Source organism: Nitrospira sp. (genome assembly GCA_030653545.1).
Classification (GTDB): domain Bacteria; phylum Nitrospirota; class Nitrospiria; order Nitrospirales; family Nitrospiraceae; genus Nitrospira_D.
On sequence record JAURZE010000025.1, the window covers coordinates 54337 to 79176 of the forward strand.

The 24840-nt window shown below is 58.5% G+C and carries 29 protein-coding genes; 14 read left to right on the top strand and 15 right to left on the bottom strand.

Annotated features, from left to right (window positions below; translation table 11 throughout):
* Window positions 1-27: 27 nt before the first annotated feature.
* From Q7U39_11935 to Q7U39_11965, 7 genes are all read left to right on the top strand, one after another.
* Complete coding sequence (locus Q7U39_11935; GenBank protein ID MDO9118661.1) at window positions 28-1023, top strand: energy transducer TonB; 996 nt, start codon at window positions 28-30, stop codon at window positions 1021-1023.
* A gap of 53 nt (window positions 1024-1076) precedes the next feature.
* Complete coding sequence (locus Q7U39_11940; GenBank protein ID MDO9118662.1) at window positions 1077-1688, top strand: YceI family protein; 612 nt, start codon at window positions 1077-1079, stop codon at window positions 1686-1688.
* A gap of 85 nt (window positions 1689-1773) precedes the next feature.
* Entirely contained in the window at window positions 1774-2772 is a 999-nt protein-coding gene (locus Q7U39_11945) for a zinc-dependent alcohol dehydrogenase family protein (GenBank protein ID MDO9118663.1), read from the top strand.
* 51 nt (window positions 2773-2823) lie between these two features.
* Entirely contained in the window at window positions 2824-3414 is a 591-nt protein-coding gene (locus tag Q7U39_11950; protein ID MDO9118664.1) for a hypothetical protein, read from the top strand.
* Window positions 3415-3433: 19 nt separating this feature from the next.
* Window positions 3434-4375 (top strand): SUMF1/EgtB/PvdO family nonheme iron enzyme, encoded by a 942-nt coding sequence (locus Q7U39_11955; protein MDO9118665.1) that lies wholly within the window; start codon window positions 3434-3436, stop codon window positions 4373-4375.
* 104 nt (window positions 4376-4479) lie between these two features.
* A complete protein-coding gene (locus Q7U39_11960) occupies window positions 4480-4701 on the top strand; it encodes a type II toxin-antitoxin system HicB family antitoxin (protein ID MDO9118666.1) in 222 nt (73 codons plus the stop codon).
* A gap of 65 nt (window positions 4702-4766) precedes the next feature.
* Window positions 4767-4982, top strand: coding sequence for a hypothetical protein (locus tag Q7U39_11965; protein MDO9118667.1), 216 nt, complete (start codon window positions 4767-4769; stop codon window positions 4980-4982).
* A 276-nt stretch (window positions 4983-5258) separates the two neighbouring features.
* On the opposite strand, the gene Q7U39_11970 is transcribed toward Q7U39_11965, so the two are convergent.
* From Q7U39_11970 to Q7U39_11990, 5 genes are all read right to left on the bottom strand, one after another.
* A complete protein-coding gene (locus tag Q7U39_11970) occupies window positions 5259-6260 on the bottom strand; it encodes a hypothetical protein (protein MDO9118668.1) in 1002 nt (333 codons plus the stop codon).
* Window positions 6261-6375: 115 nt separating this feature from the next.
* Window positions 6376-6633 carry a hypothetical protein gene (locus Q7U39_11975; GenBank protein MDO9118669.1) on the bottom strand — a complete coding sequence of 86 codons (258 nt, stop codon included), beginning with the start codon at window positions 6631-6633 and terminating at the stop codon, window positions 6376-6378.
* A gap of 117 nt (window positions 6634-6750) precedes the next feature.
* Window positions 6751-6960 carry a type II toxin-antitoxin system HicB family antitoxin gene (locus Q7U39_11980; GenBank protein ID MDO9118670.1) on the bottom strand — a complete coding sequence of 70 codons (210 nt, stop codon included), beginning with the start codon at window positions 6958-6960 and terminating at the stop codon, window positions 6751-6753.
* Window positions 6961-7321: 361 nt separating this feature from the next.
* On the bottom strand, window positions 7322-9976 hold the full coding sequence (gene polA, locus Q7U39_11985; protein ID MDO9118671.1) for a DNA polymerase I: 2655 nt from the start codon (window positions 9974-9976) through the stop codon (window positions 7322-7324).
* Window positions 9977-9989: 13 nt separating this feature from the next.
* Window positions 9990-10421, bottom strand: coding sequence for a PGPGW domain-containing protein (locus Q7U39_11990; GenBank protein MDO9118672.1), 432 nt, complete (start codon window positions 10419-10421; stop codon window positions 9990-9992).
* A gap of 118 nt (window positions 10422-10539) precedes the next feature.
* Between Q7U39_11990 and Q7U39_11995 the strand changes: the two genes are divergently transcribed.
* Both Q7U39_11995 and Q7U39_12000 read left to right on the top strand, forming a co-directional pair.
* Window positions 10540-10896 (top strand): hypothetical protein, encoded by a 357-nt coding sequence (locus Q7U39_11995; GenBank protein ID MDO9118673.1) that lies wholly within the window; start codon window positions 10540-10542, stop codon window positions 10894-10896.
* A gap of 7 nt (window positions 10897-10903) precedes the next feature.
* Window positions 10904-11323 (top strand): hypothetical protein, encoded by a 420-nt coding sequence (locus tag Q7U39_12000; protein ID MDO9118674.1) that lies wholly within the window; start codon window positions 10904-10906, stop codon window positions 11321-11323.
* Window positions 11324-11379: 56 nt separating this feature from the next.
* Here Q7U39_12000 and nth read toward each other — a convergent pair whose 3' ends face one another.
* The 5 genes from nth to Q7U39_12025 form a co-directional block, all read right to left on the bottom strand.
* The gene (gene nth, locus Q7U39_12005) at window positions 11380-12039 is read right to left on the bottom strand and encodes an endonuclease III (GenBank protein MDO9118675.1); all 660 of its coding nucleotides are present in this window, start codon (window positions 12037-12039) and stop codon (window positions 11380-11382) included.
* A gap of 63 nt (window positions 12040-12102) precedes the next feature.
* Window positions 12103-12297, bottom strand: a complete 195-nt coding sequence (rpsU, locus tag Q7U39_12010) for a 30S ribosomal protein S21 (protein MDO9118676.1) — start codon at window positions 12295-12297, stop codon at window positions 12103-12105.
* A 50-nt stretch (window positions 12298-12347) separates the two neighbouring features.
* Window positions 12348-13841 (bottom strand): glutamate formimidoyltransferase, encoded by a 1494-nt coding sequence (ftcD, locus tag Q7U39_12015; GenBank protein ID MDO9118677.1) that lies wholly within the window; start codon window positions 13839-13841, stop codon window positions 12348-12350.
* A 92-nt stretch (window positions 13842-13933) separates the two neighbouring features.
* Window positions 13934-14176, bottom strand: a complete 243-nt coding sequence (locus Q7U39_12020) for a sulfurtransferase TusA family protein (protein ID MDO9118678.1) — start codon at window positions 14174-14176, stop codon at window positions 13934-13936.
* Window positions 14177-14202: 26 nt separating this feature from the next.
* Entirely contained in the window at window positions 14203-14733 is a 531-nt protein-coding gene (locus tag Q7U39_12025; protein MDO9118679.1) for a DsrE/DsrF/DrsH-like family protein, read from the bottom strand.
* Window positions 14734-14901: 168 nt separating this feature from the next.
* On the opposite strand from Q7U39_12025, the gene Q7U39_12030 reads away from it, so the two are divergent.
* Together Q7U39_12030 and Q7U39_12035 are read left to right on the top strand one after the other, a co-directional pair.
* Window positions 14902-15990, top strand: a complete 1089-nt coding sequence (locus Q7U39_12030; GenBank protein MDO9118680.1) for an aromatic ring-hydroxylating dioxygenase subunit alpha — start codon at window positions 14902-14904, stop codon at window positions 15988-15990.
* Window positions 15978-16649 carry a S16 family serine protease gene (locus Q7U39_12035; GenBank protein MDO9118681.1) on the top strand — a complete coding sequence of 224 codons (672 nt, stop codon included), beginning with the start codon at window positions 15978-15980 and terminating at the stop codon, window positions 16647-16649. Before Q7U39_12030 ends, Q7U39_12035 begins: the two co-directional genes overlap by 13 nt.
* On the opposite strand, the gene Q7U39_12040 is transcribed toward Q7U39_12035, so the two are convergent.
* The gene (locus tag Q7U39_12040; protein MDO9118682.1) at window positions 16646-18658 is read right to left on the bottom strand and encodes a cation:proton antiporter; all 2013 of its coding nucleotides are present in this window, start codon (window positions 18656-18658) and stop codon (window positions 16646-16648) included. The two genes, Q7U39_12035 and Q7U39_12040, sit on opposite strands and share 4 nt — an antisense overlap.
* 190 nt (window positions 18659-18848) lie before the next feature.
* Here Q7U39_12040 and Q7U39_12045 point away from each other — a divergent pair, with 190 nt between their 5' ends.
* Together Q7U39_12045 and Q7U39_12050 are read left to right on the top strand one after the other, a co-directional pair.
* Window positions 18849-19529, top strand: a complete 681-nt coding sequence (locus Q7U39_12045) for an HAD family phosphatase (protein ID MDO9118683.1) — start codon at window positions 18849-18851, stop codon at window positions 19527-19529.
* 187 nt (window positions 19530-19716) lie between these two features.
* Complete coding sequence (locus Q7U39_12050) at window positions 19717-20268, top strand: hypothetical protein (GenBank protein MDO9118684.1); 552 nt, start codon at window positions 19717-19719, stop codon at window positions 20266-20268.
* Window positions 20269-20280: 12 nt separating this feature from the next.
* Here the strand turns inward: Q7U39_12050 and Q7U39_12055 are convergent, their stop codons facing one another.
* Genes Q7U39_12055 through Q7U39_12070 form a run of 4 tightly spaced genes read right to left on the bottom strand, consistent with a single transcriptional unit; the run spans window position 20281 to window position 23855 of the window.
* Window positions 20281-20673 carry a nuclear transport factor 2 family protein gene (locus Q7U39_12055; GenBank protein ID MDO9118685.1) on the bottom strand — a complete coding sequence of 131 codons (393 nt, stop codon included), beginning with the start codon at window positions 20671-20673 and terminating at the stop codon, window positions 20281-20283.
* A gap of 47 nt (window positions 20674-20720) precedes the next feature.
* Complete coding sequence (locus Q7U39_12060; protein ID MDO9118686.1) at window positions 20721-21743, bottom strand: NAD-dependent epimerase; 1023 nt, start codon at window positions 21741-21743, stop codon at window positions 20721-20723.
* A gap of 39 nt (window positions 21744-21782) precedes the next feature.
* On the bottom strand, window positions 21783-23414 hold the full coding sequence (locus Q7U39_12065; GenBank protein ID MDO9118687.1) for an MBL fold metallo-hydrolase: 1632 nt from the start codon (window positions 23412-23414) through the stop codon (window positions 21783-21785).
* A gap of 3 nt (window positions 23415-23417) precedes the next feature.
* Window positions 23418-23855 (bottom strand): VOC family protein, encoded by a 438-nt coding sequence (locus tag Q7U39_12070; protein MDO9118688.1) that lies wholly within the window; start codon window positions 23853-23855, stop codon window positions 23418-23420.
* A gap of 154 nt (window positions 23856-24009) precedes the next feature.
* Between Q7U39_12070 and Q7U39_12075 the strand changes: the two genes are divergently transcribed.
* Window positions 24010-24840, top strand: coding sequence for an SUMF1/EgtB/PvdO family nonheme iron enzyme (locus tag Q7U39_12075; protein MDO9118689.1), 831 nt, complete (start codon window positions 24010-24012; stop codon window positions 24838-24840).

Consider the following 24840-nt stretch of genomic DNA (forward strand, 5'->3'; position numbering starts at 1 on the left):
GATCACGGGGCTGAGTAGGATGCCTCTATGTACCACCCCGCGCCCAGTCCTCTTGCCTTGCTGGCCGGCGCCCTCGGTCTCTGTCTCCTTCCGCTCAGTCTCATGCCAGTCAGCCAGGCGGCAGGATCCCCGTCAGAAGCCTCTCCTGCGCCAATCGGCACGCGTTGGGTCAAAATTGACCTGGCGACGGCCGATGCGTCCGGCGATATTCAAGTGGGGAAACCGTTTGACTTGTCGATCGCTGTTGGCGGGGTGACCCAAGGCGGCGCGCCACTGGTGGCGATTTGCGAATCGGTTCTGTTTCAGAAGCACGTGGTCGCGTTGGAGCCTGACACCGTCGAGATGGTGATGAAGGGGTCGGCCACGATGGAGCCGATTCCAGCAGGAAAACTCTCGGTCCCTCCCAAAGCCGCCAGAGTGCAAGTGACCATTGCCCGTGTGAAGAAAGACAAGTTCGAGCGAGTGCTCACGCGCGTGGTCTATGTCACCATGGGGAAACAGGAGGCGGCCAACGAAGGTAGCGATACGCCGCTGCCGAGTTCGGAGGAGCCGTCGGGCGGGGAGTCGGCGCAGGACGAAGTGCAGCCGGACGCCTTGCCGGTCTCGGGTGGGCTGGTGGTCGAGGAAGATCTGCTTCCTATGCCGACACCAGGGCAGGGCAAGGCCTATTGGCAGCAGATCAGTCATCTGGTAAGCCGCAGCTGGAGCCGTACGGTCCGCCATGTGCGGCACGCACCGACGAGCGAGACGGTGCGGGTGAAGTTCCGGCTCTACCCCAGCGGACGCGTGCAGTTGATTCAGATTGAAAAAGGATCCGGTGCGCGGGAAGTCGATGAGGCGGGGATTTATGCGGTGGTCCATGCCCAGCCGTTCCCCCCGTTTCCGGATAATATCGAGTCGGAAGCGGTCGATGTCCATGTGCGGATGCGGACGGGGGCGAAGACCGGAGCACGAGAGGTGCAATCGATTACGAACAAACAAGCCGCCTCGCCTGAGGCCGGTGCCGGGTCGTCTAAAAAGTGACGGGACTGAAGTGCGGGGCAGTGTTCTCGGGCAGTTCATCTCATGGAGGGTGCATGTATCAACGGACAATCGTGAAAGCTGGCGTCTTGTGTGCGGTGTTACTGGCCGGATGGCCGGCGGGGGCAGGGGCCGAGATGGCCCGATGGGACCTGGATCCTGATCATTCCATCATTGAATTCCGTGTCGCCCACATGGTGGTCTCAAAGACCGCGGGCAAGTTTATGGACTATACGGGTCTGGTGGAGATGGATGCGGAAGCGCACCAGTTCAAGACGATCGAAGCGACGATCAACACGGGGTCGGTCAATACCAACCAGGAGAAGCGCGATGCGCATCTCCGGAACGCGGATTTCTTCGATGTCGAAAAGTTTCCGACCATGACCTACAAGATGAAGAGCTACAAAAAGACCGGCGAGGGCTATACGGCGCTCGGTGACCTGACGCTCCATGGAGTGACGAAAGAGATCACGTTAGTCGGCACCTTTAACGGTGTGAGCAAAGATCCCTGGGGCAACACCCGCGGGGGATTTACCGCCGAGGGAAAAGTGAATCGTAAAGACTTCGGCATGGTCTGGAATAAAACGCTCGACACCGGCGGATTCGTCGTCGGCGACGAGGTGAATATCCGGCTCGATATCGAGTGCATCAAGGCCAAAAAGCCGTAGCCATTTCCCGCTCCTCCTCGATCCCGGCCGGCTCACCATGTGAGCCGGCCGGGGCACTTACCTATCGCGATTCATCGGAGAGTCTATGAAGGCCATGGTCCTCGACCATGTTGGAGATGTGGCGGGCAGCCCGTTGCAGCTTCGCGACATCCCCATGCCGCTGCCGGGTCCTGGCGAAGTGCTGGTGAAGGTGCATGTCTGCGCAGTCTGCCGCACCGATCTGCATGTCATCGAGGGAGAGCTAGCCGATGTGAAGCAGCCGCTGGTGCCGGGGCATCAGGTCGTCGGCACGGTTGCGCGATTGGGGGCCGGGGTGATGGGGGTGCAGGAGGGCGATCGCGTCGGGATCGCCTGGCTCCAGGGCACGTGCGGGGTCTGTGATTTTTGCAAGAGCGAGCGGGAGAATTTGTGTCTGAAAGCGCGATTTACCGGCTATCAAGTCGATGGCGGCTATGCGGAATATGCAGTCGTGCCGGCGCGGTTTGCCTATCCCATCCCACCGGGTTTTACCGATGACGAGGCGGCTCCGCTGCTCTGTGCCGGCATCATCGGCTATCGCGCATTGCGATTGAGCGGCATCAAGCCGGGCCAGCGGCTCGGGCTCTACGGGTTCGGCGCCTCCGCGCATATCGCGATCCAGATCGCGCGTCATTGGGGTTGCCAGGTGTACGTCAGTTCGCTCAAGACCGAGCATCAAGCCCTTGCGCGCGAGCTGGGTGCTGTGTGGGTCGGGGGTGCGCACGATGAGCCGCCTGACAAGCTCCATGGGTCCATCATCTTTGCGCCGGCCGGTGAGCTGGTGCCTCCGGCATTGCGTGCATTGGAGCGGGGCGGCACCCTCGCGCTGGCCGGTATCCACATGTCGCCGATTCCGTCACTGAACTACGATCGCGACATTTTTGGGGAGCGTATCTTGCGCAGCGTTACGGCCAATACGCGCCAGGACGGCATCGAGCTGTTGCGCGAAGCAGCCGCCATTCCGATCAAACCCCATACCGTCCGCTTTCCCTTGCTGCAAGCCAATCAGGCGCTGCAAGCGCTCAAGGCTGGGGCGTTTCAAGGCGCCGCCGTCCTCACGATCTGATCCCGCACCCATCTAGCATTCGATCATGCAGATTAGGTAGATTGAGCGGCTATGCGTCACATCATGTCAGCACTGATCGTCACCCTGGGGATCGGCTTCGGCGGAGCCGCCTGGGCTCTGGAGTTTACCGCCGATCGCATCACTAAGATCGACGGCCGCACGGGCAAAGCCAACATCTATTACCGCGACAACATGTGGCGCATCGAGCATCACACGATGGGGCCGGTGAACGTCAGCATTGTGCGCAAAGACAAGCAAGTCGTGTGGATGCTGCTGTCACGGATGAAACATTTCAAGACCATACCCTACAGCGCGGATCAGGATTTGTGGGTGACGGAGAAGTTGGACGGGGAAGTGTCCCGCGAGGAAATCGGGCAGGAAGTCCGCGAGGGCCATCCGACGATCCTCTATGAAGTCGTGACGAAGCATGGGGAGCGTACCGAGGTCTATTATCAGTGGCTGGCGACGGACATTCATTTCCCTATGAAGCTGGCAAAGAAGGACGGGAGTTGGATCGTGGAATACCAACATGTGAAGCTACGGGCGGTGACAGATTACCTCTTCCAGCTCCCGCTGAACTTTCAGCCATTGGAAGATTTCAATAAAGGTGCGGAGCCGGAGAAGATTGAACCGGGGATGTAGCAGGCAAGGAGGCCGGATCGTGAGAAAGACGGGGTTCATCAGTGCAGTCTGGATCGCAGGTTTGGTGGGAGCTGCTGGATCGGCATGGGCGATGGATGTGGGCGATGTGAAACAGGAGTGGACGGCAGAGGGGCGCAAGTTGGCCGCCGAACGCATCAAGCTGCCGGCGTACGACGACATGGTCCATATTCCGGCGGGGCCGTTCACGATGGGCAGTGATAAGAAAACGGATAAGAATGCCTATCTGGTGGAGATGCCGCAGCGCTCGGTCTACCTCGATGCCTATGACATCGATAAATACGAAGTGACGACCGTCCAATATTTGAAATTCGCCTTGGCGACCAATCGTCCACCTCAAGTGGATTGGAAGTTTGACGGTGGCAACTTTCAAGACACCATGGTGTCGCATCCCATCATGCACGTAACGTGGTATGAAGCCGATGAGTACTGCAAGTGGGCCGGGAAGCGGTTGCCGACTGAAGCCGAGTGGGAGAAGGCGGCCCGCGGCAATGCCGATACTCGCATTTATCCTTGGGGCAACGAAATGGCCGGCCTATCACGGGCGAACTTCGGCCGGACTGGCCTGTCAGGTCCGGTGCGCGATCGCCCGGAGCGGCTCTTGCTCTATCCTCCGATCATCTCGGTGTTCAAGTACGACAACGCCGCGAGCCCGTATGGCGTGTTTCAGATGGCCGGCAACGTCGCCGAGTGGGTGGCCGACTGGTACGACAAGGACTATTACAAAACCGCACCGGACAAGAATCCCAAGGGGCCCGACAAGGGCTCGCAGAAGGCGTTCCGTGGCGGAGGCTGGATCGACAGCACGCCGAGCGTGCGGGTCTCACAACGCAACGGCACGGACCCCAAGACCTCGATGAATTGGATGGGTGTTCGCTGTGCCCGCGATGCGAAAGACGGCGCCGCGCCGGAGACCACGCCGGCGCAGCCGATCGTGCCATAGGCGAGTGCAAAGGATTGTTCTTGCAAGATAAACAAGCGCAAGCTGCTCGCCAAAGCGATTGGTGGGTCCAAGAATCTTCGCTTTGGCGCTGAAGCTGAGGACTTATGACGCATTACCACATCAACATTTTTTACAGCAAGGCGGATGGCGGGTACATTGCCGACATTCCTGACCTTGAAGCCTGTTCGGCGTTCGGCAAGACGCCGGCTGAAGCGCTGAAGCAAGCCGAAATAGCAAAGTGTGCCTGGTTGGCTGCTGCCCGCGCCGAGCGGAAGCCTGTTCCTAAACCCCGCTATCGTCCCGCTATCTATCAGACTGGTGCTTAGGTCTGCCTGGCGAACGCCTTCAGCTGCTGCATCTCGGCGCGCATACCATCCTGGCCGCGGCAGACATGCCTTACCTTGCGCTCTCCCTCGAAGGCCCCCGCTGGGTGCTCTATGCCGTCAAAGGCAAGCTGGGTAAAGGAGAAGATCTCGTACCGGGCACGATGCTCGATCTGAAGTCGATGCAAGAAGCCGGCGAAGAAATCTACAACATTCCGGTGTCCGATGAGAAAATGAAGAGCGTGGTGGAGTCAGTATACGGAGAGTTACCGGAGGTGGAGTGAGCATCGTCTAAATCGCACAACGTCATTAGCAGGATCAACAAAACTTGCGCATAGCCGAATTCTTTGGTTTCTAGACTCCACTCATGGCTCCAAAAAGTTGAAGGCCATCCTCTGATTGAGAGCCCCGTCGAAGTCCTACCTCAGGACATTCAGCACGAGGAACCATCTGTAAAAATGGAGGATCTGTGATGGTGGAGGTCATGATGAATCATAGTGGGTCAAGGGGGCGCCAGGTTGGCACCAGCACCTGTGAAGGTAGCGTTAGCATCTTCTGACTTACGGGAAAAATTGAAATGCTCCGACTTTCGTTTCCCTGCGTAATGAATCCACAGCGTCCTGAAATGGCTCACAATCGTGCAAAGTCTTATACGAATCAGTGAGCACGTTGAAACCACTGTCGATTACTTGCTTGACCGCAAGGATCAGCTTTTCTGAGTATTCAAGGATGTCTTGTTGGATTACAGATTTTTCCGCAAACTCTCGAATGGTATTCGGTTCACTGGGCGAACTTGCAGAATGACGAGTGATATGTTCTTCCACGATAAGAGGCCATTGGTTCGGTAAAAAGGTATAGAACTCTGTTTCGGTTTTATGTGGAAACCCGAACCACCAGAAGGAAAAATTCCCAAGGTGCGCCAATTTGTTTCGATATAGGAACAACAGAGTTGCCCATTCTTTGTCAGGGCCATCCCGTAGAAGTTCAGAAACTAATGAGACGTGCAGTTTTTCCAGAAGGGCCTTTCTGGGCGGGGCGATGGTTGCCACCGGGGGGAAAGGAGTTGTTGCAAAATCCATCAAGTCGGTGAAGGAGGCACGACCCACTTTGATTTTAGGCATTTCACCGGAAAAGAAGATCGCCGCAACCTCTGCGAACTGGTCGAGAGTACCTGTGAGTAGCACAACTAGATTTCTGAATGAGCGCCGAACTTTGTGGGAAGCCTTGGGGTCCCAAGCTTCCTCCCTTACTTTCTTCGCGGGGGAATAGGAACTGGCGTGATCTTTCTTAATGGCGCCAAACAGTTCATCTATTTCTTCAAGCGAATCCCTAATCCCGCGAGCAAGATTTCCAAGGTAAGGAAAGAGAATGCCACTTGTATCAGAAAGGAATCGGGGGGATTGGCCATAAGAAAAGTAATTCGCGGCACAATAAAAGTGATAGAGGGTTGCTGGAATGATTTTGTTTTGGTGTGCAGCTTCCCATATAGATTCGGGACGATTTATGACAAGTGAACTGGTTTGAACGGCAACGCTGTTTAGGTCACATTCTTGCAGTCTCATTCTTCGGCTCCATTGCACGGGGGATACTCCAATGTGATGGAGGCATCATGCACTTGACGGACAAGGGATTGCTTATCGGAGAACAGTGGTGATCCGCTGATTAAGAGTTACGGCCTCACTTCTTAAAAATCAGCCTCGGCTCGGTCATGTTCCCCATCGAGACTGCTACCAACTCCCACCCGCTTGATCCAAACTCGTTCAGCTTGGATTGCATATTCTGCGTGTCGGGAAGCACCTCGACGATTTGGTACTGAAACCGCTTCGGCTCCTGCGCCTTCGCGGTGAACGGCTGCCCCATGAGCAGCAGGAGGCCCAATGCGCCAAGGCTTACGCCCGTGATCAGCCACGCTATTGATAGACGTGCGTTCTGCATAGGTCACCTCACTCAGCTTATTGTTATGGATGCGCGATGCGCCAGTTGTGGCCGGTACCGAGATCGACTTTGAGCGGGACGGAGAGTGTGGTAAACGAACGGCCACCCTTGGGTGGGTCACGCAAAGGCAAGACGGCCTTTAGGTTCAGGAATCGGGCGGCCAAGATCCTTTGCCGTTTCAATCCATTCCTGGATCACAGTTTCAACGTGCGCCAGGGCTTCCTGGTAGGTCGCGCCATCGGCCGCACATCCGGGCAATTCCGGCACTTCGGCAATGAAGGCCTGATCGTCCTTGCTCCAATAGATGATCACTTCGTATTTACTCATCTACCTCGCCTCCCAGCTGATATCGAAGAATTACTTGGCGAACCTGTTTCACTTGATATGGCTTCGCATGAGCGCCTTTGGACTGGAGATTTAAAATCTCCTCAACCCCGGGCTTTGAGTAAATATGATGGCTCCCACGAATCCGCTCTTCAAAGCCCAACTCCAATAATAAATGTCGAAGTCCCTCGAACGGAATATTAGCGTCCGATGTCCCGCGCAAAATTCGTTCGAGTAGTTTATCTGACCGAGTCACTCGATTGTCTGATGGCTTGAAGAATAATTAGGCACTCGTCCTGGACGAATTCTATAGGTGTCTTCTCACCCTGTCAAAATCCGGTTCTCAGAGTCTTCCGGTCACGGACTACGGATGCGCGACGCGCCAGTTGTGGCCGGTGCCGAGATCGACTTTGAGCGGGACGGAGAGGTGCAGTTGCTTGCCGACGCCTTCCATCTCGTGCTTCACCAGCCGTTTGGCTTCGTCCAGTTCCTTCTCCGGCACTTCGAAAATCAATTCGTCGTGGACCTGGAGGATCATCTTCGTGTGCGGCATCTCGTGATGGAGGGCCTTGCTCACATTGATCATGGCGACTTTGATCAAGTCGGCGGCTGAACCCTGGATGGGACTGTTCACCGCCATGCGTTCGCCGAATCCGCGCTGTACCGGATCGCCGCTCTGTAATTCTGGAATCGGCCGCCGCCGCCCCAGGATCGTGGTGGTGAAACCTTTCTCTTTGCCTTCGGCGATATTCCGATCCATCAAGGCGCGCACGCCGGCATATTTTTCAAAATAGGTCTCAATGTACTTCTTGGCCTCTGCCTGCGGCACGCCGATGTTCTGCGAGAGGCCAAAGGGGCTGATGCCGTAGACGATGCCGAAGACCACACTCTTGGCCGCCCGCCGCATTTCGCGCGTGATCTGGGAAGCGGGGAGGTGGAAAATGTCCATGGCCGTGGCCATGTGAATGTCTTCGCCCTTCTCAAACACTTCGAGCAAGCGCGGATCCTGCGACAAATGCGCGAGGATGCGCGGCTCGATCTGACTATAGTCGGCGCAGAGTAGGGTGTGGCCTTTCGGCGCGATGAAGGCTTCGCGAATGCGCAGGCCGTAGTCGCCCTTGACCGGAATATTCTGCAGATTGGGATCGGTCGATGACAACCGGCCGGTCGCGGCGACGGTTTGATTCAGCGACGTGTGGAGCCGCTTGGTTTCGGGATTCACGAGTTCCGGCAAGGCATCCACGTAGGTCGATTTGAGTTTGCTGATGCTGCGATAGGTCAGGATCTGCGCAGGTAAATCATGCTGGGTTGCGAGCTGCGTGAGCGTGTCTTCGTCGGTCGAATAGCCGGTCTTGGTCTTGCGGCCCGGCTTAAGGCCGAGTTTCTCGAAAAGTATGACTGCCAGCTGTTTCGGCGAATTGATGTTGAACTCGCCGCCCGCCAGGCCGGCGATGGTCTCCATCATCTTGTCGAGTTCGTGCTCCAGTTCCTTGCTCAAGACCTTCAGACCCTCGACGTCGAGCAGGAAACCGTTTCGTTCGATCTCGGCCAGCACCGGCACGAGCGGCATTTCAATCTCATGGAAGAGTGTCAGGCTGCCCTGGGCGGTCAGTCGCTCGATCATCACCGGGGCCAGCTGGGCCAGCACGGTGGCCTGCTCGGCGGCTTCGTCTCGTGAGCCGGTCTCTTCATCGAAGAGCGATTGCGGGGCCTTGGCCTCGGTGTGTGAGTCGCCCAGGCGATGGCCCACCGCTTCCATGGCGATGGTCGCGAGGCTGTGGTCGCGGCGATTGGGGTTGAGCAGATAGTCCGCGACCATCGTATCGAGATAGGGGCCGGCGACGGTGACGCCGATGCGATGGAACGCGAGCAGCGTGGCTTTCAGGTCATGGACGACCTTGGTGCGCGTCTGGTCATGCAACAGGGTCGTGATCGGGCGCATGTAGGTATGCACGTCGAGCGGGAAAAAGGCGGTGTGGCCTCCCGATGAGAGCGCGAACCCGAGCACGTCGGCACGGACGCTGGCCCCGCCTGAGAGCAGGCATTGCACGGCGAGCGGACTTCCTGCCGGGAGGCTTTTGACGAACCGTTCTGCGGAGGGCTCGTCTTGGACGATCGTGAGTGCTGCCGCCGGGGTCTCCGGTGGCTTGGTTGCCGGTTGAAGCGTCTTCAGCAGGGCGGTGAATTCCAGTTCGCGGAGCAGGTCGGTGAGTTGATCCTGGTGCGGCGGCTTGACCCGGAAGGCCTCCGCGTCGAATTCGACCGGGCTGTTCACGTCGATGGTCGCGAGCTTGCGGCTGAGCCGGGCGTTGTCGGCCTGTTCAATCAGCATCGCTTTGATGCGGGGCGGCGTGACTTCCTCGACGCGGCGGAGCAATTCGTCGATCGTGCCAAACTGCACGATGAGCTTGATCGCGGTTTTTTCACCGATACCTTTGACGCCGGGGATGTTGTCCGAGGCATCGCCCATGAGCCCCATGATCTCGATCACCCGCGCCGGTTCAACGCCGAATTTCTCGACACATTCGGGTTCGCCGGACCATTTATCTTTCACCGGGTCGTAGATGCGAATGTGCGGCGTGACGAGCTGCAGCATGTCCTTGTCGCCGGTGACAATGACGACGTCATCGCCGGCGCGTTCGGCTTTTTGAGCGAGGGTGCCGATCAGATCGTCCGCTTCGTAGCCGGCCTGCTTCACGGCGGGAATGTTCAAGGCTTCCACGGCCCTATGGATATAGGGGATTTGGGCGCTCATGCCCTCGGGCATCGGGGGGCGCTGGGCTTTGTACTCTTTAAACTCCTGGTGGCGCAGTGTCGGTCCCCGTTCGTCGAACGCGACGACGATCCCGTCCGGTTTCCGCTCGCGCAGGATCTTCAGCAGCGTGGTCATGAAGCCATAGACGGCGTTTGTCTGGAGACCTTTGGAATTATTCAGCGCGGGCAGGGCGAAGAACGCACGATAGATATAGGCGCTTCCGTCGATGAGATAGAGCGTCTTGCGGTTCGAATCGGTCGTCATGATAGATAGCGGCTTACGAGTCCGGCGCGAGGGTCAGCGGCGGCTTGTCGAACTTGGCGCGCATCGCATTGAGGGCCTGTAACACGGTGTGCTGGCCGACGATTTTCGCCTCCAGCTTCCGCTTGCCAGGAAAATCCAGGAGCGAGATGCCGATGAGCATGGTCAGGATCCCCTGGCCGGGAAGAAACAGCATGGCGAGACCGGCCAGCAGAAACACGGCGCCGACTACATTCTTGACGATCAGCCCGGCCAATCGAAGAACCGGGTGGTGATCCTTCATCCAATGCCGGGGCGTGCGCGTGTCGAAATAATCGGCTGGCAGGCGCACCATGATGAAGGGGATGGCAATCAGGGTACCGATAAATCCGACCAGTGAACCGACGGTTAGCCAGATGAGCACGTGGACCGGGACATATTGTGTGACTGTCGCGAGAATGGCATCCATGGGGGACGGATCCTAGCACGGAGATCCTCTCAACCGGAAGAGCTAGGCGCGCATGGTTTACCTCGCAAAGGATGGCGTCATATAATGGCGCAGCATGTCCGGAGCGAGTGAAACTTGTATGGCCCTCCGCACTCTTCTACCCTGGCGACCACTTACCCTTCTGCTGCTGTGTCTGTTCTTCTGCGGCGGAACGGTTCCGGGTGTGTCTCTGGCCGCCGAGAGCGACGAGCTTCAGATCGAAGTCAGCAAGAAGGGGCTCGGCAAAGAGGTGGTGATCACGCAGGGGGCCAAAGAGTGGTTCATGATGATTGAAGTGACGCCGGAGAATACGGTGGTAGTCCGGCAGGAGAAGGATCACGAGAAGTATCTGGTCGACGAGAGCGAAACGCACGACCGTCCGCTCGTGTCTGCCGAAGTCGATGCGGCCATTGCCGATTATATTAACAGCGTAAAAGCCCGCGCCAAGAAGAAGTAACGGTCCTATGTCGAAGAAGCCCAAGTTCGTCATCTTCGCCCACAACGCCACCTACGATAAGCTGCATCAAGTTGCGACGCTCGGTATGACGGCTGCCGCGATGGGGAAAGATGTGATTGTCGTGCTGTTGTTCTGGACGATCAAGAAGCTGGCCGAAGGGAAGATCGACCAGATCGATTTTCCCCCGGAGTATGCGGACTCTGCCGTGGAAGTCGCACGCTTGTTGAAAGAGAAGAAGGTTCCGAAGATCTCCGAAATGTTTCAGGATGCGAAACAGGTCGGTCATTTTCGCCTGATCGCCTGCAGCGCCGGCCTGGAATATATGGGCGTGGACGGCCAGGCGGTTGAGGCCAAGGTCGATGAAGTTCTCGGGCTCCCCGCCATTTTAAGTTTGACCGCCGAGGCGGAGACGAAACTCTTCATCTAGTGCGAGAGTCGCGGGAATCGCGAGGCTTGCGGGACGTGTTTCTCGCCGGCGCTCGCTCAGCGCGAGTGCGTCACTCCCACCCGATCGCAATACTCAGTCAGTTTGCACTTACTGCACCAGGGAGAGACCGGCTGGCAGAGGTTTTGGCCGAAGGGCACCAGGAGATCGTTGAAGGTGATCCAATGTTGCGGAGGGAGTTTCCGGCGCAAGGCTTCTTCGCTCTCGTCAGGAGTCTTGGTCTTGATGTAGCCCCAGCGGTTGCTGATCCGGTGTACGTGAATATCGACGCAGATGCCCGGTTTGCCGTAGCCCACCGTGACGACCAGGTTGGCGGTCTTTCGTCCTACCCCTGAGAGCGTGACCAATTCGTCGATGGAATCGGGCACGACTCCGCCGTACGTTTCCAAGAGCCGCTGACAGATCTGATGAATGGATTTGGCTTTCGTCCGGTAGAAGCAGACCGGATAGATGGCCTGTTCTATCGTTTCGAGCGAAAGCGTCAGCATCGGGGCGGGTTTGTGCGCTAAGGCAAACAGCCGCTCGCTGGCTTCACCGGTGGTTTTGTCTTTGGTGCGGAGGCTGAGGAGGCAGGAAATCAGGATACGGAACGGATCGCGGTTCGACTCTCGCGCCACGACCCCCACCACCGGTTCCTGCCATTGACGAATCTCTCGCCTGACGATCCTGATGGCGGCATGGATCTGATCCTGACGCATCTGGTTCGACTAGCGTGGAGTGGGGGAATGCTGACCGAGGAGAGCGCTCGAGTGAACGATCAGCTACTCAGGCTTCCGCTTGGACAACCACTTCTGACGGCGGCGTTGAGCTTCGCGCAGTTTCGCTTTCTTCCTGACGCTCGGCTTTTCATAGAAACGGCGACGCTTCAGTTCGCGGAACAAACCTTCGCCTGCCAGCTTCTTCTTGGCAACCTTCAGAGCTTTTTCAACGTTGTTATTGAAAACTTTAATTTCCATCCGGTCCGACTTTCCACTTTCTCAGGCCGTGCCTGTCTGCACCCATGACACTACGTACTAGGCGGCGGAGTGTAGCATAGCCCCCTGAGTTCCTCAAGACTGTTGGCGATCTTAGTCATTCGGCGCGCATGATTTGCAGCAACAGACTGATTTCGTTGCAGTTTTACGTTGGTTTGTGCGGTATGCAGTCCGGCTTCGGTCGCGGCGATCGCGCAGATCATTCCAACCGTGAGATCCGATTGCACTGCCGGTGACAGAGACTGTCGAATGGCGGCGATCGTCAGTCCTGCTTCGCAGGCGAGTTCCGCGATTGTGAGCGGAACCTCGGTCGCTTGCTCAAGGGCCGTTGAGAGACGCTGTGGACGGTCAGCGTGATCCGCGGGGAGGCGTCGGGCTTGTGAGACTGCGGCATAGGCCGCGCAGTCGTTCTGCATCAAAGCCGCCAGTTTTTGACTAAGGCTGTTGAGGGATTGCTCGGCCGTCGACAGCTTCCCGATTCGTGCTCCCATGGTGCCCAAAGATGCCGCGAGGGCTCCCGCCAGTGCTGCGACCGCGCCGCCGGCCGGTGCCGGCGTGGGGGCTGACAGGGCATAGAGAAACTCACTGATGGTTGATTCCGACCCGGGGTCGGGCCGGGCGTCCCGGACGCCCGCCAGTCTTGTTTCCAGAATTTGAGTGGAGTCGAAGTTCACGATCTGTAAGAGCGACGCAGCGGCCTGATCCAGCGCGGCTTGGGGAACGAGACCGATCAGTTCGCTCTCGACGATCTCCACACCGGCCTTGGCTGACTCGGCTTGCACTTCACGGAAGGCTGCGGCCATCGATGTGACATGGTAGTCGGTCAGATTCATCGAGACTTGCACAAGCCCGCGGCTGGCCAGCGCTACTCCAATCGCTTTGACGCAGGGCAGGCCGCCGTTGGAGCGCCGGATCGTGCGCGCGATGGCCTTCGCGATCGTGAGATCGGGGGTCTTCAGATTCACATTGAAGGCAATGAGGGGGGGCCTGGCGCCGATCACAATAGCTCCTGCCGTGTCATGGAGACGGGCGGGTCCGAAGTCCGGGCGCCAGTTTCGGTCGGTCGCCATTCTCGCTCCCAGCCCGGACAGTCCTCCCCGTCGGATCGTTTCCAGCCTGGTCCGGTCCGGATGACCAGCCGCCTGCTCATACAGAAACACTGGGATCAGCAGTTCTGCTCCCACGCGTTTACCCAGCCGACGAGCGAGTTGTGCGCAGTCTTCCATTGTCGTGCCCTGGATTGGGACAAAGGGAACGACATCCGTCCCCCCGATGCGTGGATGGACTCCCGTGTGGCTGCGCAGATCGATCAGCTTCGTCGCGATTTGTATTGCTTGAAACGCCGCTTCCAGGACCGCATCGGGATCGCCGGCAAAGGTCAACACAGACCGATGGTGATCGGGATCGCTCGTCCGATCCAACAGCCAGACGCCCGGGACCGATTCCACCGCTGCGATCAGCGCCTGGACGGTGGCGGGATTCCGGCCTTCGCTGAAATTGGGGATGCACTCGATGATCTTTGGCATTGATGATCTTATCGTCCGGAAACGAAAAAGCCGGAAGGGGTCTTCGATCTCCCTCCGGCTTTCTGAGGCTTCGGTTCGAAGCCGTCGCGGCGTTACTTGGTCTTCTTGACGAAGGTTTTGTAGATCCGGCCTGAGGCGGCCTGTTCTTCTTCCATGCCGACCAGTTGATGTCCCGTCGTGTCGCACCAGGCGGGCATGTCTTTCTTGATGCCTTCGTCGTCAGATACCACCTCGAGCACCTGCCCGAGGGTGAGTTCCTTGATCTTCTTCGAAGTCAGAATAATCGGCATGGGGCAAAAGTATCCGAGCGTATCGAGCTTCACATCAGCCTGCATCGTCGGTATCTCCGTCTGTGATCGATTTATATAAAGAGGTTGACGCTACCCTGCTTGGCCTCCGCCAAGTAAGTCGTGACCCCGGCGAATTGATCGATTCCGTCGATCAACGTGTCTTTCGTAATGCCCATGAGGCCCATCGTCGTCGTGCAGGCGATGAACCGCACGCCCAAATCCAGTGCCGTCTCCATCAGCTCGGGAACTCCCGGCATCCGGTTCTGTTTCATGACGAGTTTCATCATGCTGGTGCCGAGACCGCCGAAGTGGAATCGGGAGAGCGGGAGATTGTCGGCGCCTCCCTTGTTCAGCAGGCCGAACATGCGGCGCAGCCAGTCTTTGGCCGAGCTGGTGGCCCCTTGCTTGCGAATCGTATTCAATCCCCAGAAGGTGAAGAACACGGTGACCTGCATGCCCATTGCGGCGGCGCCCGTGGCGATGATGAAGGCGGCCATCGCGCGATCCAGATCGCCGCTGAGCAGGACAATCGTCACCCGGTCCGGCTTGGATTCCTGTAACTGCGCTAATGTGGCGGAGGGCTCTATTTGCGTCATCTGCATGGGTGCCTCAATTCGATGGTGCGGTGCGAACGACCGCTATTTTTAAGGTGTTTTGACTATAGTCTCCGTATCTTTTTCTTGTCAAGGCAACGCGCTTGACCGCACTCGTGCGGCTGGCTATAGTCCCAGCCGATCGGGTTTTGACCAGACGTTGGATACTGCCATCCCATGAGCACCGTTCTCGAACAGGATACGACGCCGTTACGCAGTCCACCGCTGCTGGGCTTCTGGTATGCGGCCGCGCCCAGTTCAGATGTGGCCCCTGGCGCCATGAAGGGCGTGGTACTGCTGAGCACGCCGATTCTTCTCTGTCGTACCAAAGACGGCGGCGTTTCGGCGATGCTCGACCTCTGTCCCCATCGGGGGATGCCCCTGTCCTTCGGGCGGATGGATGGGGATCGGGTGGAGTGTTACTACCACGGCTGGCAATTCGGGACGGATGGACGGTGCACGGCGATTCCGTCCCTGGTGAGCGATTCCCCGATCGATCCGAAGAAGATCTGCGTCACGTCCTATCCCTGTCAGGACCAGGACGGGTACATCTGGGTTTATATGGCGGACAGCCGCTATCCCGATCGGCCGATTCCTCCGTTGATGCGACATCCCCTTCCGTCGAGCCCCTATCTGATGTTCCAGCATTCACAGATGTTGTCCAGCACGCTCGACGACGGCGTGGTGGGGTTGATGGATCCGGCGCATGGCCCCTATGTGCATCAGAGCGGTTTGTGGCGGAAGCCCGCCAGCCAGCACGACAAAGCGAAGACCTTTGAGCCGATCCCGAACGGGTTCCGGATGATCGGCCATGCGCCGTCGAAAAACAGTCCGCCGTATCAACTGTTGAAGTGGGTTTCCGGGGGAGAATTACGCACCACCATCGATTTCGTGTTGCCGAATCAGCGGTATGAGTTCATCCAATGCGGTTCGCTGTGGGTCTCGATCCGGGTCTTGATGACGCCGATTACCGAACACGAAACCCGCATGGATTTCTGTGCGGCCTGGAATGCCTTCCGTTGGCTGCCGTTCGGCAAGTCGATTTTCAGATATTTCGCCAAGGGCTTTCTGGCGCAGGACAAGGTGGCGATGGACCGCCAGTCGATCGGGCTCAAGCACAAGCCGCCGTTCCGTCTGGTCGGCGATGCCGACCAGCAGGCCAAGTGGTATCACAAATTGAAAGCGGCCCATGTCGCGTCGCTCCAGACCGGACAACCGTTCGAGCATCCACTCAAAGGACCTGTTACGCTGCGATGGCGAAGCTAGGGTTCGTCCTCGTCCATCTCGGGTTGCTTGTCGGTCTTGCCTCAATAGGGTGTCCCACTCCGGTCGCCGCTCAAGCCGCACGGATTGTGTCAGTGCCCACGCTGGGCGTGCGGACCGACGGCTTGCCTGGCGTGATCAATCAGGTCTTGATTCAATTTGAGCGAATTCCTGTTCAGCACGGTCCCGTCCTTGATTTCAATGAAATCAATCTGGGCGGAGGTTCTCTGGTGGGTGAGGAGTGGAAAGACGGAGTACGCCATGCCGTGCAGGCCGTCGCCAGGCTCGTGGGAGAGGACGGACATGATTGGCGGATCACATTGAAGAACCGGGCTGTGACGGCTGTGACGGACGGCCGAAGTTCGAGCGGTGCCATTGCGGTCGGCATTCTGGCTGCCTATAGAGGCGATGCCCTGAGGTCGGATATCGCGGTATCCGGGGTGATTACGCCGGATGGGCGGCTCGACGTGGTGGGCGGCTTGCCAAGTAAGCTGGAGGCGGCTGCCGGGGGGCAATATCGATCGTTGGTGATCTCACGCCATCAACCCTATACCTCGGATTGGCCTCAAGGTGAAGAAGCGGCGGCTCGATTGCGCATCGCGCTGATTCAGGTTCGTACGTTGACTGAGGCGTACGAGGCGATGACCGGAGGCGGGCGCTAACGTTCTTTCGATTCAGTCGGGAGGATGAGTTCCATAGCCCGGCGGATCTGAGCACGGGAACCGAGCAGGACCACAATATCGCCGGGGAGCAGTTTGGTTTTTTCCGACGGGTTTGATTCGGTGACCCCCGCTCTGGTCCAGGCAATGACCGAGGCTCCGGTCCGTGGTCGCAACGAAAGCTGGGAAAGCAGTTTCCCGGCCGCCGGCGAGCCGTCTTCAATCCGGCAGGTCTCTACTTCCACATCGCTGAGTGTTCCGCCGCGGAGATGATGCGCCAGTTCCGGCAAGTCGCTCCGGCGCAGCAGGGCGTAGCCTTCCCGGCGCACCTGCTCGGCTTTCCGCATGACGAATTCCTGCGGCATGTTGTAGGTGCGGAGGACCAGGGCAAAGATTTCAATCGAGGTTTCAAACTCCTCCGGCACCACGTCATCGGCGCCGAGTTGATGGAGTTCTTCCAGCTCCCGCAGGTAGCGGGTCCGTACTACGATGTGGAGTTTCGGATTCAAGCCTCTGGCGACTTGGACGGTGCGTCTGGCCATGAAGGGATCGGAGATCGCGACGACCAGCACACGCGCATCTTCGATCTTCACATGGCGGAGCACGTTCGGATTGGTCGCATCGCCGTAGTACAGCGGGAGCCCATGCTTGGTTTCCCGTTGGACCGTATCGCCATCGAGATCCAGCGCGATATAGGGCACTTCTGTTTCGCCCAGCACTCGCGCGAGGTTGCGCCCGTTCAAACCATATCCCACGATGATCACGTGGTCCTTGATCCGGAGATGCCGGCCTTCCGCTTCGAGCACGTGGGCCGTCGTCCTGCCGGGGAACCAGTGGCGGAGCCGCTGCATCGCTTCGGCCCGGCGGGCGAGATGCGGGGACCATTGCATGAGGAAGGGGGTAATAATCATCGAACAGACGGAGACGGCGAGGAATATCTGATAGGGCGCGCCGGTCAGCAGCTTATTTTCTTGTCCGACTTGCGCGAGGATGAAGCTGAACTCGCCGACCTGTGCCAAGGCTACGCCGGCCATGACGGCCGAGCGCGGGGGAATGGCGACGGCGAGGACGGCTCCGGCCCCGGTCACAAACTTGATCACGAGGATGGCCGCGAGGAGGCCGGTGACCACGGCGGGATATTCGAGCAGGATCCGCCAGTCCATTAAGATGCCGATGGACACGAAGAACAGACTGTTGAAGCTGTCCCGAAACGGCAGCACTTCCGCCATGGCCTGGTGGCTGAATTCCGATTCAGAAATGATGAGCCCGGCGATGAAGGCGCCGAGGGCCAGCGAGAGCCCGCCGAGCGACGTCAACCAGGCGATGCCGAGGCAGAGCACGATGATCGTGAGCAGAAACAGTTCACGGCTGCGGCTCCGGACAATGTGCTCGAGGAGTTTCGGTACGAGATACCAGGCGGCAACCACGATGAGCCCGACGACGACCACAGATTTTCCGAGGGTAAGGAGGATGGAGAGCGCGGCTCCTTCACTGGGGCTGGACAGGATCGGCGCGAGGAGGATCATCGGCACCACGGCCAGATCCTGGAAGACGAGAATGCCGATCGCCGCGCGTCCGTGCAGGGATTCACTTTCACCGTTTGCAGCCAGAGCTTTCAAAACGATCGCGGTGCTGCTGAGGGAGAGGAGGAATCCCCAGAAGATACCTTGTTGCCACGGCACTCCGGCGAGTGTCGCTCCGGCCCAGACGATGGCGATGACGCCTCCGACCTGAATCGGTGCGGCAATGAAGAGCAGGCGCCGCAACGAAGCCAGCTGCACAAGCGAAAATTCGATGCCAATCGTGAAGAGCAGTAGGACCACGCCGATCTCGGCCAGTACTTGAACCGTACTGGAGTCGGAGATCAGATTGAATCCGTGGGGGCCGATCAGTGCCCCGGCCACCAGAAATCCCGCGATCGACGGGAGCCGGAATTGATGAAAGACAAACACGACGGCAATGGACACTGTGAAGATGACGAGCAGATTGCTGAGAACGCTGTAGTCGGTCATGCGATAGGTTGCCAGGATTGGGTGTGAAAAGTCAGGCGGGGAGCTCGATCATCCCGTGCGGAGCGCCCCTCACGATTCACATGATTCAGAGCGGAGAATACCTCAGCGGAGGGTCCCGAACAAGGTAAAGCTTCTTGTCCAACTTATCGGAGATGCGTAGAGTGGCCCCGGGAGTGAGGAAAGGAGTCGAATGATTCGCGCGATCTTGTTCGATTTTAATGGCGTCATCGCGGACGATGAGACGACCCATGTGGCGTGTTTCTGTCAGGCGCTCCAAGAATTCGGCCTGACGCTTTCCAAAACCGAGTATTACGGGACGTATCTGGGAATGGATGAACGGACCTGCACCGCGCTTCTCCTCACGGCGCGCGATGGAAAGAGTGACGCCGGGTTGGTCCAGCGGATTCAGGAGCGGAAGGCCGAGTTGTTCCGGCTCCATCCCCGCGCACAGCAACCGGAACTGTTTCCCGGTGTGATTGAGTTTGTGCAAGCCGCCCGGCGGCTGTGTCATCTGGCGATCGCCTCCGGTGGCCGGCGCGAGCAGATTGATCGGGCCCTTCGCGGGACGGTGATCGAACGGGCCATTGAACTTATCGTATCGGCAGAGGATTGTTCGGTCGGGAAACCTAATCCGGGTATCTATCTGTTGACGTTGAAGCGGTTGAACGACGTCGTTCGGCCTCCGTTGGGGGCCGACGAGTGCCTGGTCATTGAAGACTCGAAGGCCGGCATTCGCGCGGCCCGCGCGGCCGGGATGCCTGTGCTCGCGCTGGCGACGACCTACCACCTCGACGAATTGGGCGAGGCGGATCGCGTCATGCCCTCATTGGCCGGCGTCGATCCCGGGCCGTTTCTGCGGCAATTTCCCTGAGGCCGACGAGTGTTCAATCTCGCGCACTCAATCGCGGGAAATCCGCTCCAGATCTGCGATTCCCCCTCCAAAGTGGCATAGACTCCCGCGGCCCTCCTTGCGTAGGCTGTATGTATTACGGCGCGACTCGCATCTTGGTGCTCAGGGGTGTCCGGTGCGCGGTCACAATCTTTCCCGGAGGTGTTCTATGGGCCTGTACCAGATGCTGTCAGTCATTACGCTTGTCACGTTTGCTGTGGTAAGCCCTGCGCAGAGTGATACTCCGCCTCCGTCGGAGCCGTCCCAGACGTGGGAATGTCCGCAAGCCGACGGGACGTCGGTGTACACGAATAAAGAAAAACCCGGTTGCCGGCCGATGACGCTGAAGCCGTTGTCGGTGGTTCCTTCATTGGACAACATGCCGCTGATTCCCCGCTCGATCGGCAATCCGCCCATCTTGGCTCCTGTGTCGCAGGGATATGGGCCTGTTAGCGGAGCGCAGAATGTGCCGGATTGGGCCAAAGACTGGCATGCCTCAGCGACGGGAAATCGAGGTGACATCTGCGGGATGTTTTGGGAATGGGTCCGGCTGAATGAAAGAACCAGAGGCGGATTTTTCTTTGGTTCTGATTCGTCCTATGGCGGTGATCCGAGTGGACAAAACCAGCGGGGCGCCAGTTACTCGTTCTACGATCAAGCGCGGTATGCCGCGTTGGCAAGAATTTTTGGGTCAGGGTTTATCCCGGTCGGTTGTCAGTAGCAGCCGACCGGTTTATCCGCGCAGTTTCGCCAGGACCGTGGCGGGGTCCCAGTAGGCCCAGAGCGTCTGAATGTCTCCGGCCTCGTTGAACTCGAACACGTCGATTCCGTGAACCTCGACCGGCTTTCCGTTCTTCCCGATCCCTTGGCCATGAAAGACAACCGCCGCTCGGTTGTGGGCGATGTGCATCTCTTGTGCGTGGATGGTGACTTCCTGCAGGGCGCTGGCAATGGTGTGAAAGACCGTCCTCAATGCGGTATGCCCCTGCACGGGTGTGGCCCCATAGGGTTCGTGACTGATCGCATCGACGGCGAAGCAGGCCGTCCAGGCCGTGGGATCCAGGGCACGCCAAGCGGCGAAATACCGGTCGACGCGGTCGCGAATGTCGTCGGGTGAGAGCGGCATCGTCAGTCCTTTCGTGACCATCCTGGCAACACGGGAAATCACCCGGCTCAGGCTTTATAGAACTCCCGATACCACTTCACGAAGCGGGGAATGCCTTCTTCGATCGGCGTCGCGGGTTTGAATCCCACATCATTGGCCAGGTCGTCGATGTCCGCATAGGTCGCCGGCACATCACCAGGCTGCAAAGGCATGAGCTTTTTTTCCGCCTTCTTGCCCAGGGCGTCTTCCAACACTTCGATAAAATGGAGCAGCTCGACCGGCTGATGGTTGCCGATGTTATAGACCCGCGCCGGAGCCGAACTGGTGCCGGGATCCGGTTGCTCGCCGGTCCAAGCCGGATTCGGTGTCGCCGGATGATCGAGGGTACGGATGATGCCCTCAACAATGTCGTCTATGTAGGTGAAATCGCGTTTCATTTTTCCGTGATTGAAGACCTCGATCGGTTTTCCTTCCAGAATCGCCTTGGTGAAAATAAAGAGCGCCATATCCGGGCGTCCCCAGGGGCCATAGACGGTAAAGAAGCGCAGGCCGGTGCAGGGGATGCGATACAGATGCGCGTAGCAATGGGCCATGAGCTCGTTAGCCTTCTTGCTCGCGGCATAGAGCGAGACCGGATGGTCGACGTTATCGTGGATCGAGAACGGCATATGGGTATTGCCGCCGTAGACGGAACTGGAGGAGGCGTAGACCAGATGGTCGACCTTGGCGTGCCGGCATCCTTCCAGAATGTTCATGAAGCCTTCGATGTTGCTCTCGGTATAGGCGTGGGGATTGATCAGCGAGTAGCGGACGCCGGCTTGGGCGGCCAGATGCACCACGCGCTTGATTCCGTGATCGGCAAAGAGCGCCTTCATGCCTGCGCGATCGGCCAAATTCAGTTTGAGAAAGCGATGGCCGCTGGCGTTGGCCAGTTGGGCCAGGCGCGCCTCCTTCAGGCGGACATCATAGTAGTCATTGACGATATCCAGGCCGATGACCTGTTCGCCGCGCGCCAGTAAGCGCTGGGCCACGTGGAAACCGATGAATCCGGCCACGCCGGTGACAAGAATCGGGGATGGTGCTCCAGCCATTCGCATGCACTCCTTCACATGTAGATAAAACGATGGTGCTTATGCCCGCCCGGCTGACTTCATGAACGGGGGATCGCCGTGGTCCAGGCGGTGTAAGGCCAGTGGGGTCAAGGATTCGCCTGACGAGACCACTTCCACACGACCGTCCTGGTCGGCCCGATAGATATCGAGCGCTCGAGCGCAATGATACCCGCAACCCTGAGGGTCGAGAAGATCTTTCAGCTTTTCCGGACGTTCCCAATGGGCTGTGAGCAGCGCAGTTCTTGCGGGATTCCGCTGACTGAACATGAATGAGAGATGGTCCGGATACCAGTCCGCCCCTCCGGTGGCGTAGGAGACAAACAAGTTGGCCTGCGCGGAGGCGCAGAGATCTGACAGGTAGGCATTGGTAAGGTAGCCGTTTTCACCCACGTCCAGCCACTTTCCGGGGTGGGACAGCGAGGCATGGGCCGCATAACTCCGCACCTCCAGCAGTTGTTGCTGTGACGCGAGCACGAGCGAGATGGGGCCGTATTTCACGACCAGTTGCTGAATGATCTGTTCCTTAAGCGCCGACCGTCCGCTATTCGTCGGGCCGCTGTCGGCATGCACAAGGATATTCTGCCCGCGGTCGTGGATCAGATAACAGTTTCTCGGCATTTCGAGATCGCAGGGGTCTTCTCCGTAAAACGGGACCGAGACGACGGCTCCCCCGTCGAAGTCCCAGCGCTCGCCGTGCGCCAGTTCAACCACTCGTCCGAAGCCCATCTCGCGTAACAGCCCGAGGTAGTCGTAGTGCAGCTTCTTGCGATTGCGCCGGCTGGGCACAATGATGGGCGTTTCCTTGGGAAGATGCAGGAGGGTTCGTGGGTCGACGTGATCGTCGTGGTCGTGCGTGAGAAACACGGCGGCCGGTTTCGGCAGCAATGCGCCCCACAACGACGGGACCGACGATTCCGCAAACCAGGGAAGCAGCCAGGGATCGAAGAGCAGCATCTGCGATTGCTGGCGGTAGAGCAGCGCCGCATGTCCCAAATGCACGAGATCACGATCCTGCACCGCGTCGAGCCAGCGCTGCCGGACCGTCGGCTGGGCGGCGCTGAGCAGACACTCGTATTGGTGCAGCGACTCAATCAGTTTGAGGAGGAGCGGCTGGGCTTCGCGAGGTGCGGCCATGACCACCGTTTTGATTTCCTCGGCTTGATGGGTGCCGTCCAGCATGCCGAGGACTTTCCCCACTGCCGGGCCGAGGAGGCGCTGATCGAATCCGATCGGAATGGCCTGCCGTTTGACGGAATGGAAAATGCGCAGGCCGCCGTTGGTGACCGTCCCAGATTTCGTCGGATCGGTCGGAAATTCCCATTGAAACGTGCCGTCTGGTTTCCTGCCGCAGCGAATATGTTGCTTCAGGTAAGGGCGGGAGTTCACCAGTTCCGCATAGGCATCTTCCAGCCGCCGTTGCCGGTCGGGGTCCTCCAGCGATGCCCGCTTCGAAAAGACGTCGCTGATGGCCGTATCGATGGAGCTGGACAATAAGCTGTGGGCTTCGTGCAGGCTGGCCACGACCTCCGGGGCGATGCCGGCCACGAATGGGAACGGCCCGGGCGCTTCTCCGCTTTCCAATTGCACCCAACACCAGGGAGCGAGGCTGACATATTGTTGCCGTGGAAGCCGGTCCCACACGCTACTCATCGTCTATGACCCGGTTTCCCAGCGGAGCGTGCTGATCGTGGGTTCATAGAGGGCCTGAATCACATTGCCGTCTGGATCAGAAAAATAAAATGAGTAACTGCCGTCCCGGTGTTGCTTCGGTTGTTTGACGATCGTTCCACCGAGCTGAGCAATCTTCGGGGAGATCTCCGCGAACATCCGGTCGACTGCTTGGGGATTGTCGAGGATCACACCGACGTGATCTAGCAATTGGCCCTGGGGCTGGCGATAGGCGCTGAGTTCATTCTGAGAAATTTGATGGAGCGCGAGATTGTCGCTTCCCGAACTGAAATAAACATTGTCGGGATCCGGCTCCCAGACGACCTTCATGCCCAGCAACTCTTCGTAGAACCGGCGTGACGTAGGAAGATCGGTCACACGGAGCGCCAGATGACGGAGTCCTCGATGAAGCGGAATAGACATGGAACCGATCCTGCCCCTACAAATCAGCCGGTTGGAAACAACCGTATAGTAGGGAGGCATTGCCTCACCCGTCAACGGAAATTCTGCTCCTGCGGAAGCCAGGGCGGCTGTGATACGATGGCCCATTGATCGTTGTACAAAGGAGTGTCGTGGCATGAATGCTCTACGTTCTATGATGCTTGTGGGGATCGTTCTGGTTGCAGCGCCGGCCGTCACAGCGGCCCAAGGGCTTGAGAAGGAAGTAAAGGGAAAAGACGGAGCCCCGATGGTGTTGATTCCCGAAGGTGCCTTCCCGATGGGTGTTCCGCATGGCGACCGCGACGGAGGACGGGACGAATATCCCCGCCACGACGTATTTGTGAATAATTTCTATATCGACAAATATGAGCTGACGAACGGTCGTTATCTTGAGTTCGTCAAGGCGACGAACCACCGTATTCCGCAGAATCCCAAGAATGCCACGAGAAACCTCTGGCAGGGCGATACCATTACCGAGTCACTCGCCGATCGACCGGTCATCAATGTGGATTGGGCCGATGCGAATGCCTATTGCCAGTGGGCCGGCAAGCGGTTACCGACGGAAGCAGAATGGGAGAAAGCGGCCAAGGGGACAGCCGATCGTCGATTCCCTTGGGGGAACGTCGAGCCGACGAACAAGCATCTGAATTTCAACCAGCAGTGGATCGGGGAAAAGACCCTTATGCCGGTGGGAAGCTATGAGCTCGGGAAGAGCCCCTTCGGCGTCTACGACATGGCCGGCAACGTCTGGGAATGGGTCAACGATTGGTATGACGCCAAGTATTACGAGAAGAGCCCGGCGAAAAATCCTACGGGTCCGGAAACCGGCACCAAGCGCGTGCTCCGTGGATCGGGCTGGCAGAACGAAACGCCGACCGTCCGCATCTTCACTCGCGTGGACAGCGATCCGACTATCCGCAACGAATCGACCGGATTCCGTTGCGCGATGGATGCGCGGGCAAAGTAG

Excerpts from the sequence above, each read along its gene's own strand:
- ftcD (MDO9118677.1), bottom strand. The coding sequence starts at position 13,841 with ATGCCAAAGATCATCGAGTGCATCCCCAATTTCAGCGAAGGCCGGAAT.
- polA (MDO9118671.1), bottom strand. The coding sequence starts at position 9,976 with ATGACGACCGATTCGAACCGCAAGACGCTCTATCTCATCGACGGAAGC.
- Q7U39_12030 (MDO9118680.1), top strand. The coding sequence starts at position 14,902 with ATGAGCACCGTTCTCGAACAGGATACGACGCCGTTACGCAGTCCACCG.
- Q7U39_12025 (MDO9118679.1), bottom strand. The coding sequence starts at position 14,733 with ATGCAGATGACGCAAATAGAGCCCTCCGCCACATTAGCGCAGTTACAG.
- Q7U39_12075 (MDO9118689.1), top strand. The coding sequence starts at position 24,010 with ATGAATGCTCTACGTTCTATGATGCTTGTGGGGATCGTTCTGGTTGCA.
- Q7U39_11975 (MDO9118669.1), bottom strand. The coding sequence starts at position 6,633 with ATGCAGAACGCACGTCTATCAATAGCGTGGCTGATCACGGGCGTAAGC.
- Q7U39_11995 (MDO9118673.1), top strand. The coding sequence starts at position 10,540 with ATGGCCCTCCGCACTCTTCTACCCTGGCGACCACTTACCCTTCTGCTG.
- Q7U39_12000 (MDO9118674.1), top strand. The coding sequence starts at position 10,904 with ATGTCGAAGAAGCCCAAGTTCGTCATCTTCGCCCACAACGCCACCTAC.
- Q7U39_11980 (MDO9118670.1), bottom strand. The coding sequence starts at position 6,960 with ATGAGTAAATACGAAGTGATCATCTATTGGAGCAAGGACGATCAGGCC.
- Q7U39_12035 (MDO9118681.1), top strand. The coding sequence starts at position 15,978 with ATGGCGAAGCTAGGGTTCGTCCTCGTCCATCTCGGGTTGCTTGTCGGT.
- Q7U39_12050 (MDO9118684.1), top strand. The coding sequence starts at position 19,717 with ATGGGCCTGTACCAGATGCTGTCAGTCATTACGCTTGTCACGTTTGCT.
- Q7U39_12060 (MDO9118686.1), bottom strand. The coding sequence starts at position 21,743 with ATGGCTGGAGCACCATCCCCGATTCTTGTCACCGGCGTGGCCGGATTC.
- Q7U39_12040 (MDO9118682.1), bottom strand. The coding sequence starts at position 18,658 with ATGACCGACTACAGCGTTCTCAGCAATCTGCTCGTCATCTTCACAGTG.
- Q7U39_12045 (MDO9118683.1), top strand. The coding sequence starts at position 18,849 with ATGATTCGCGCGATCTTGTTCGATTTTAATGGCGTCATCGCGGACGAT.
- Q7U39_12020 (MDO9118678.1), bottom strand. The coding sequence starts at position 14,176 with ATGCAGGCTGATGTGAAGCTCGATACGCTCGGATACTTTTGCCCCATG.
- Q7U39_12070 (MDO9118688.1), bottom strand. The coding sequence starts at position 23,855 with ATGTCTATTCCGCTTCATCGAGGACTCCGTCATCTGGCGCTCCGTGTG.
- Q7U39_11990 (MDO9118672.1), bottom strand. The coding sequence starts at position 10,421 with ATGGATGCCATTCTCGCGACAGTCACACAATATGTCCCGGTCCACGTG.
- Q7U39_11965 (MDO9118667.1), top strand. The coding sequence starts at position 4,767 with ATGCCTTACCTTGCGCTCTCCCTCGAAGGCCCCCGCTGGGTGCTCTAT.
- Q7U39_11935 (MDO9118661.1), top strand. The coding sequence starts at position 28 with ATGTACCACCCCGCGCCCAGTCCTCTTGCCTTGCTGGCCGGCGCCCTC.
- Q7U39_11950 (MDO9118664.1), top strand. The coding sequence starts at position 2,824 with ATGCGTCACATCATGTCAGCACTGATCGTCACCCTGGGGATCGGCTTC.
- Q7U39_11960 (MDO9118666.1), top strand. The coding sequence starts at position 4,480 with ATGACGCATTACCACATCAACATTTTTTACAGCAAGGCGGATGGCGGG.
- nth (MDO9118675.1), bottom strand. The coding sequence starts at position 12,039 with ATGCGTCAGGATCAGATCCATGCCGCCATCAGGATCGTCAGGCGAGAG.
- Q7U39_11945 (MDO9118663.1), top strand. The coding sequence starts at position 1,774 with ATGAAGGCCATGGTCCTCGACCATGTTGGAGATGTGGCGGGCAGCCCG.
- Q7U39_11940 (MDO9118662.1), top strand. The coding sequence starts at position 1,077 with ATGTATCAACGGACAATCGTGAAAGCTGGCGTCTTGTGTGCGGTGTTA.
- Q7U39_12065 (MDO9118687.1), bottom strand. The coding sequence starts at position 23,414 with ATGAGTAGCGTGTGGGACCGGCTTCCACGGCAACAATATGTCAGCCTC.
- Q7U39_12055 (MDO9118685.1), bottom strand. The coding sequence starts at position 20,673 with ATGCCGCTCTCACCCGACGACATTCGCGACCGCGTCGACCGGTATTTC.
- rpsU (MDO9118676.1), bottom strand. The coding sequence starts at position 12,297 with ATGGAAATTAAAGTTTTCAATAACAACGTTGAAAAAGCTCTGAAGGTT.
- Q7U39_11970 (MDO9118668.1), bottom strand. The coding sequence starts at position 6,260 with ATGAGACTGCAAGAATGTGACCTAAACAGCGTTGCCGTTCAAACCAGT.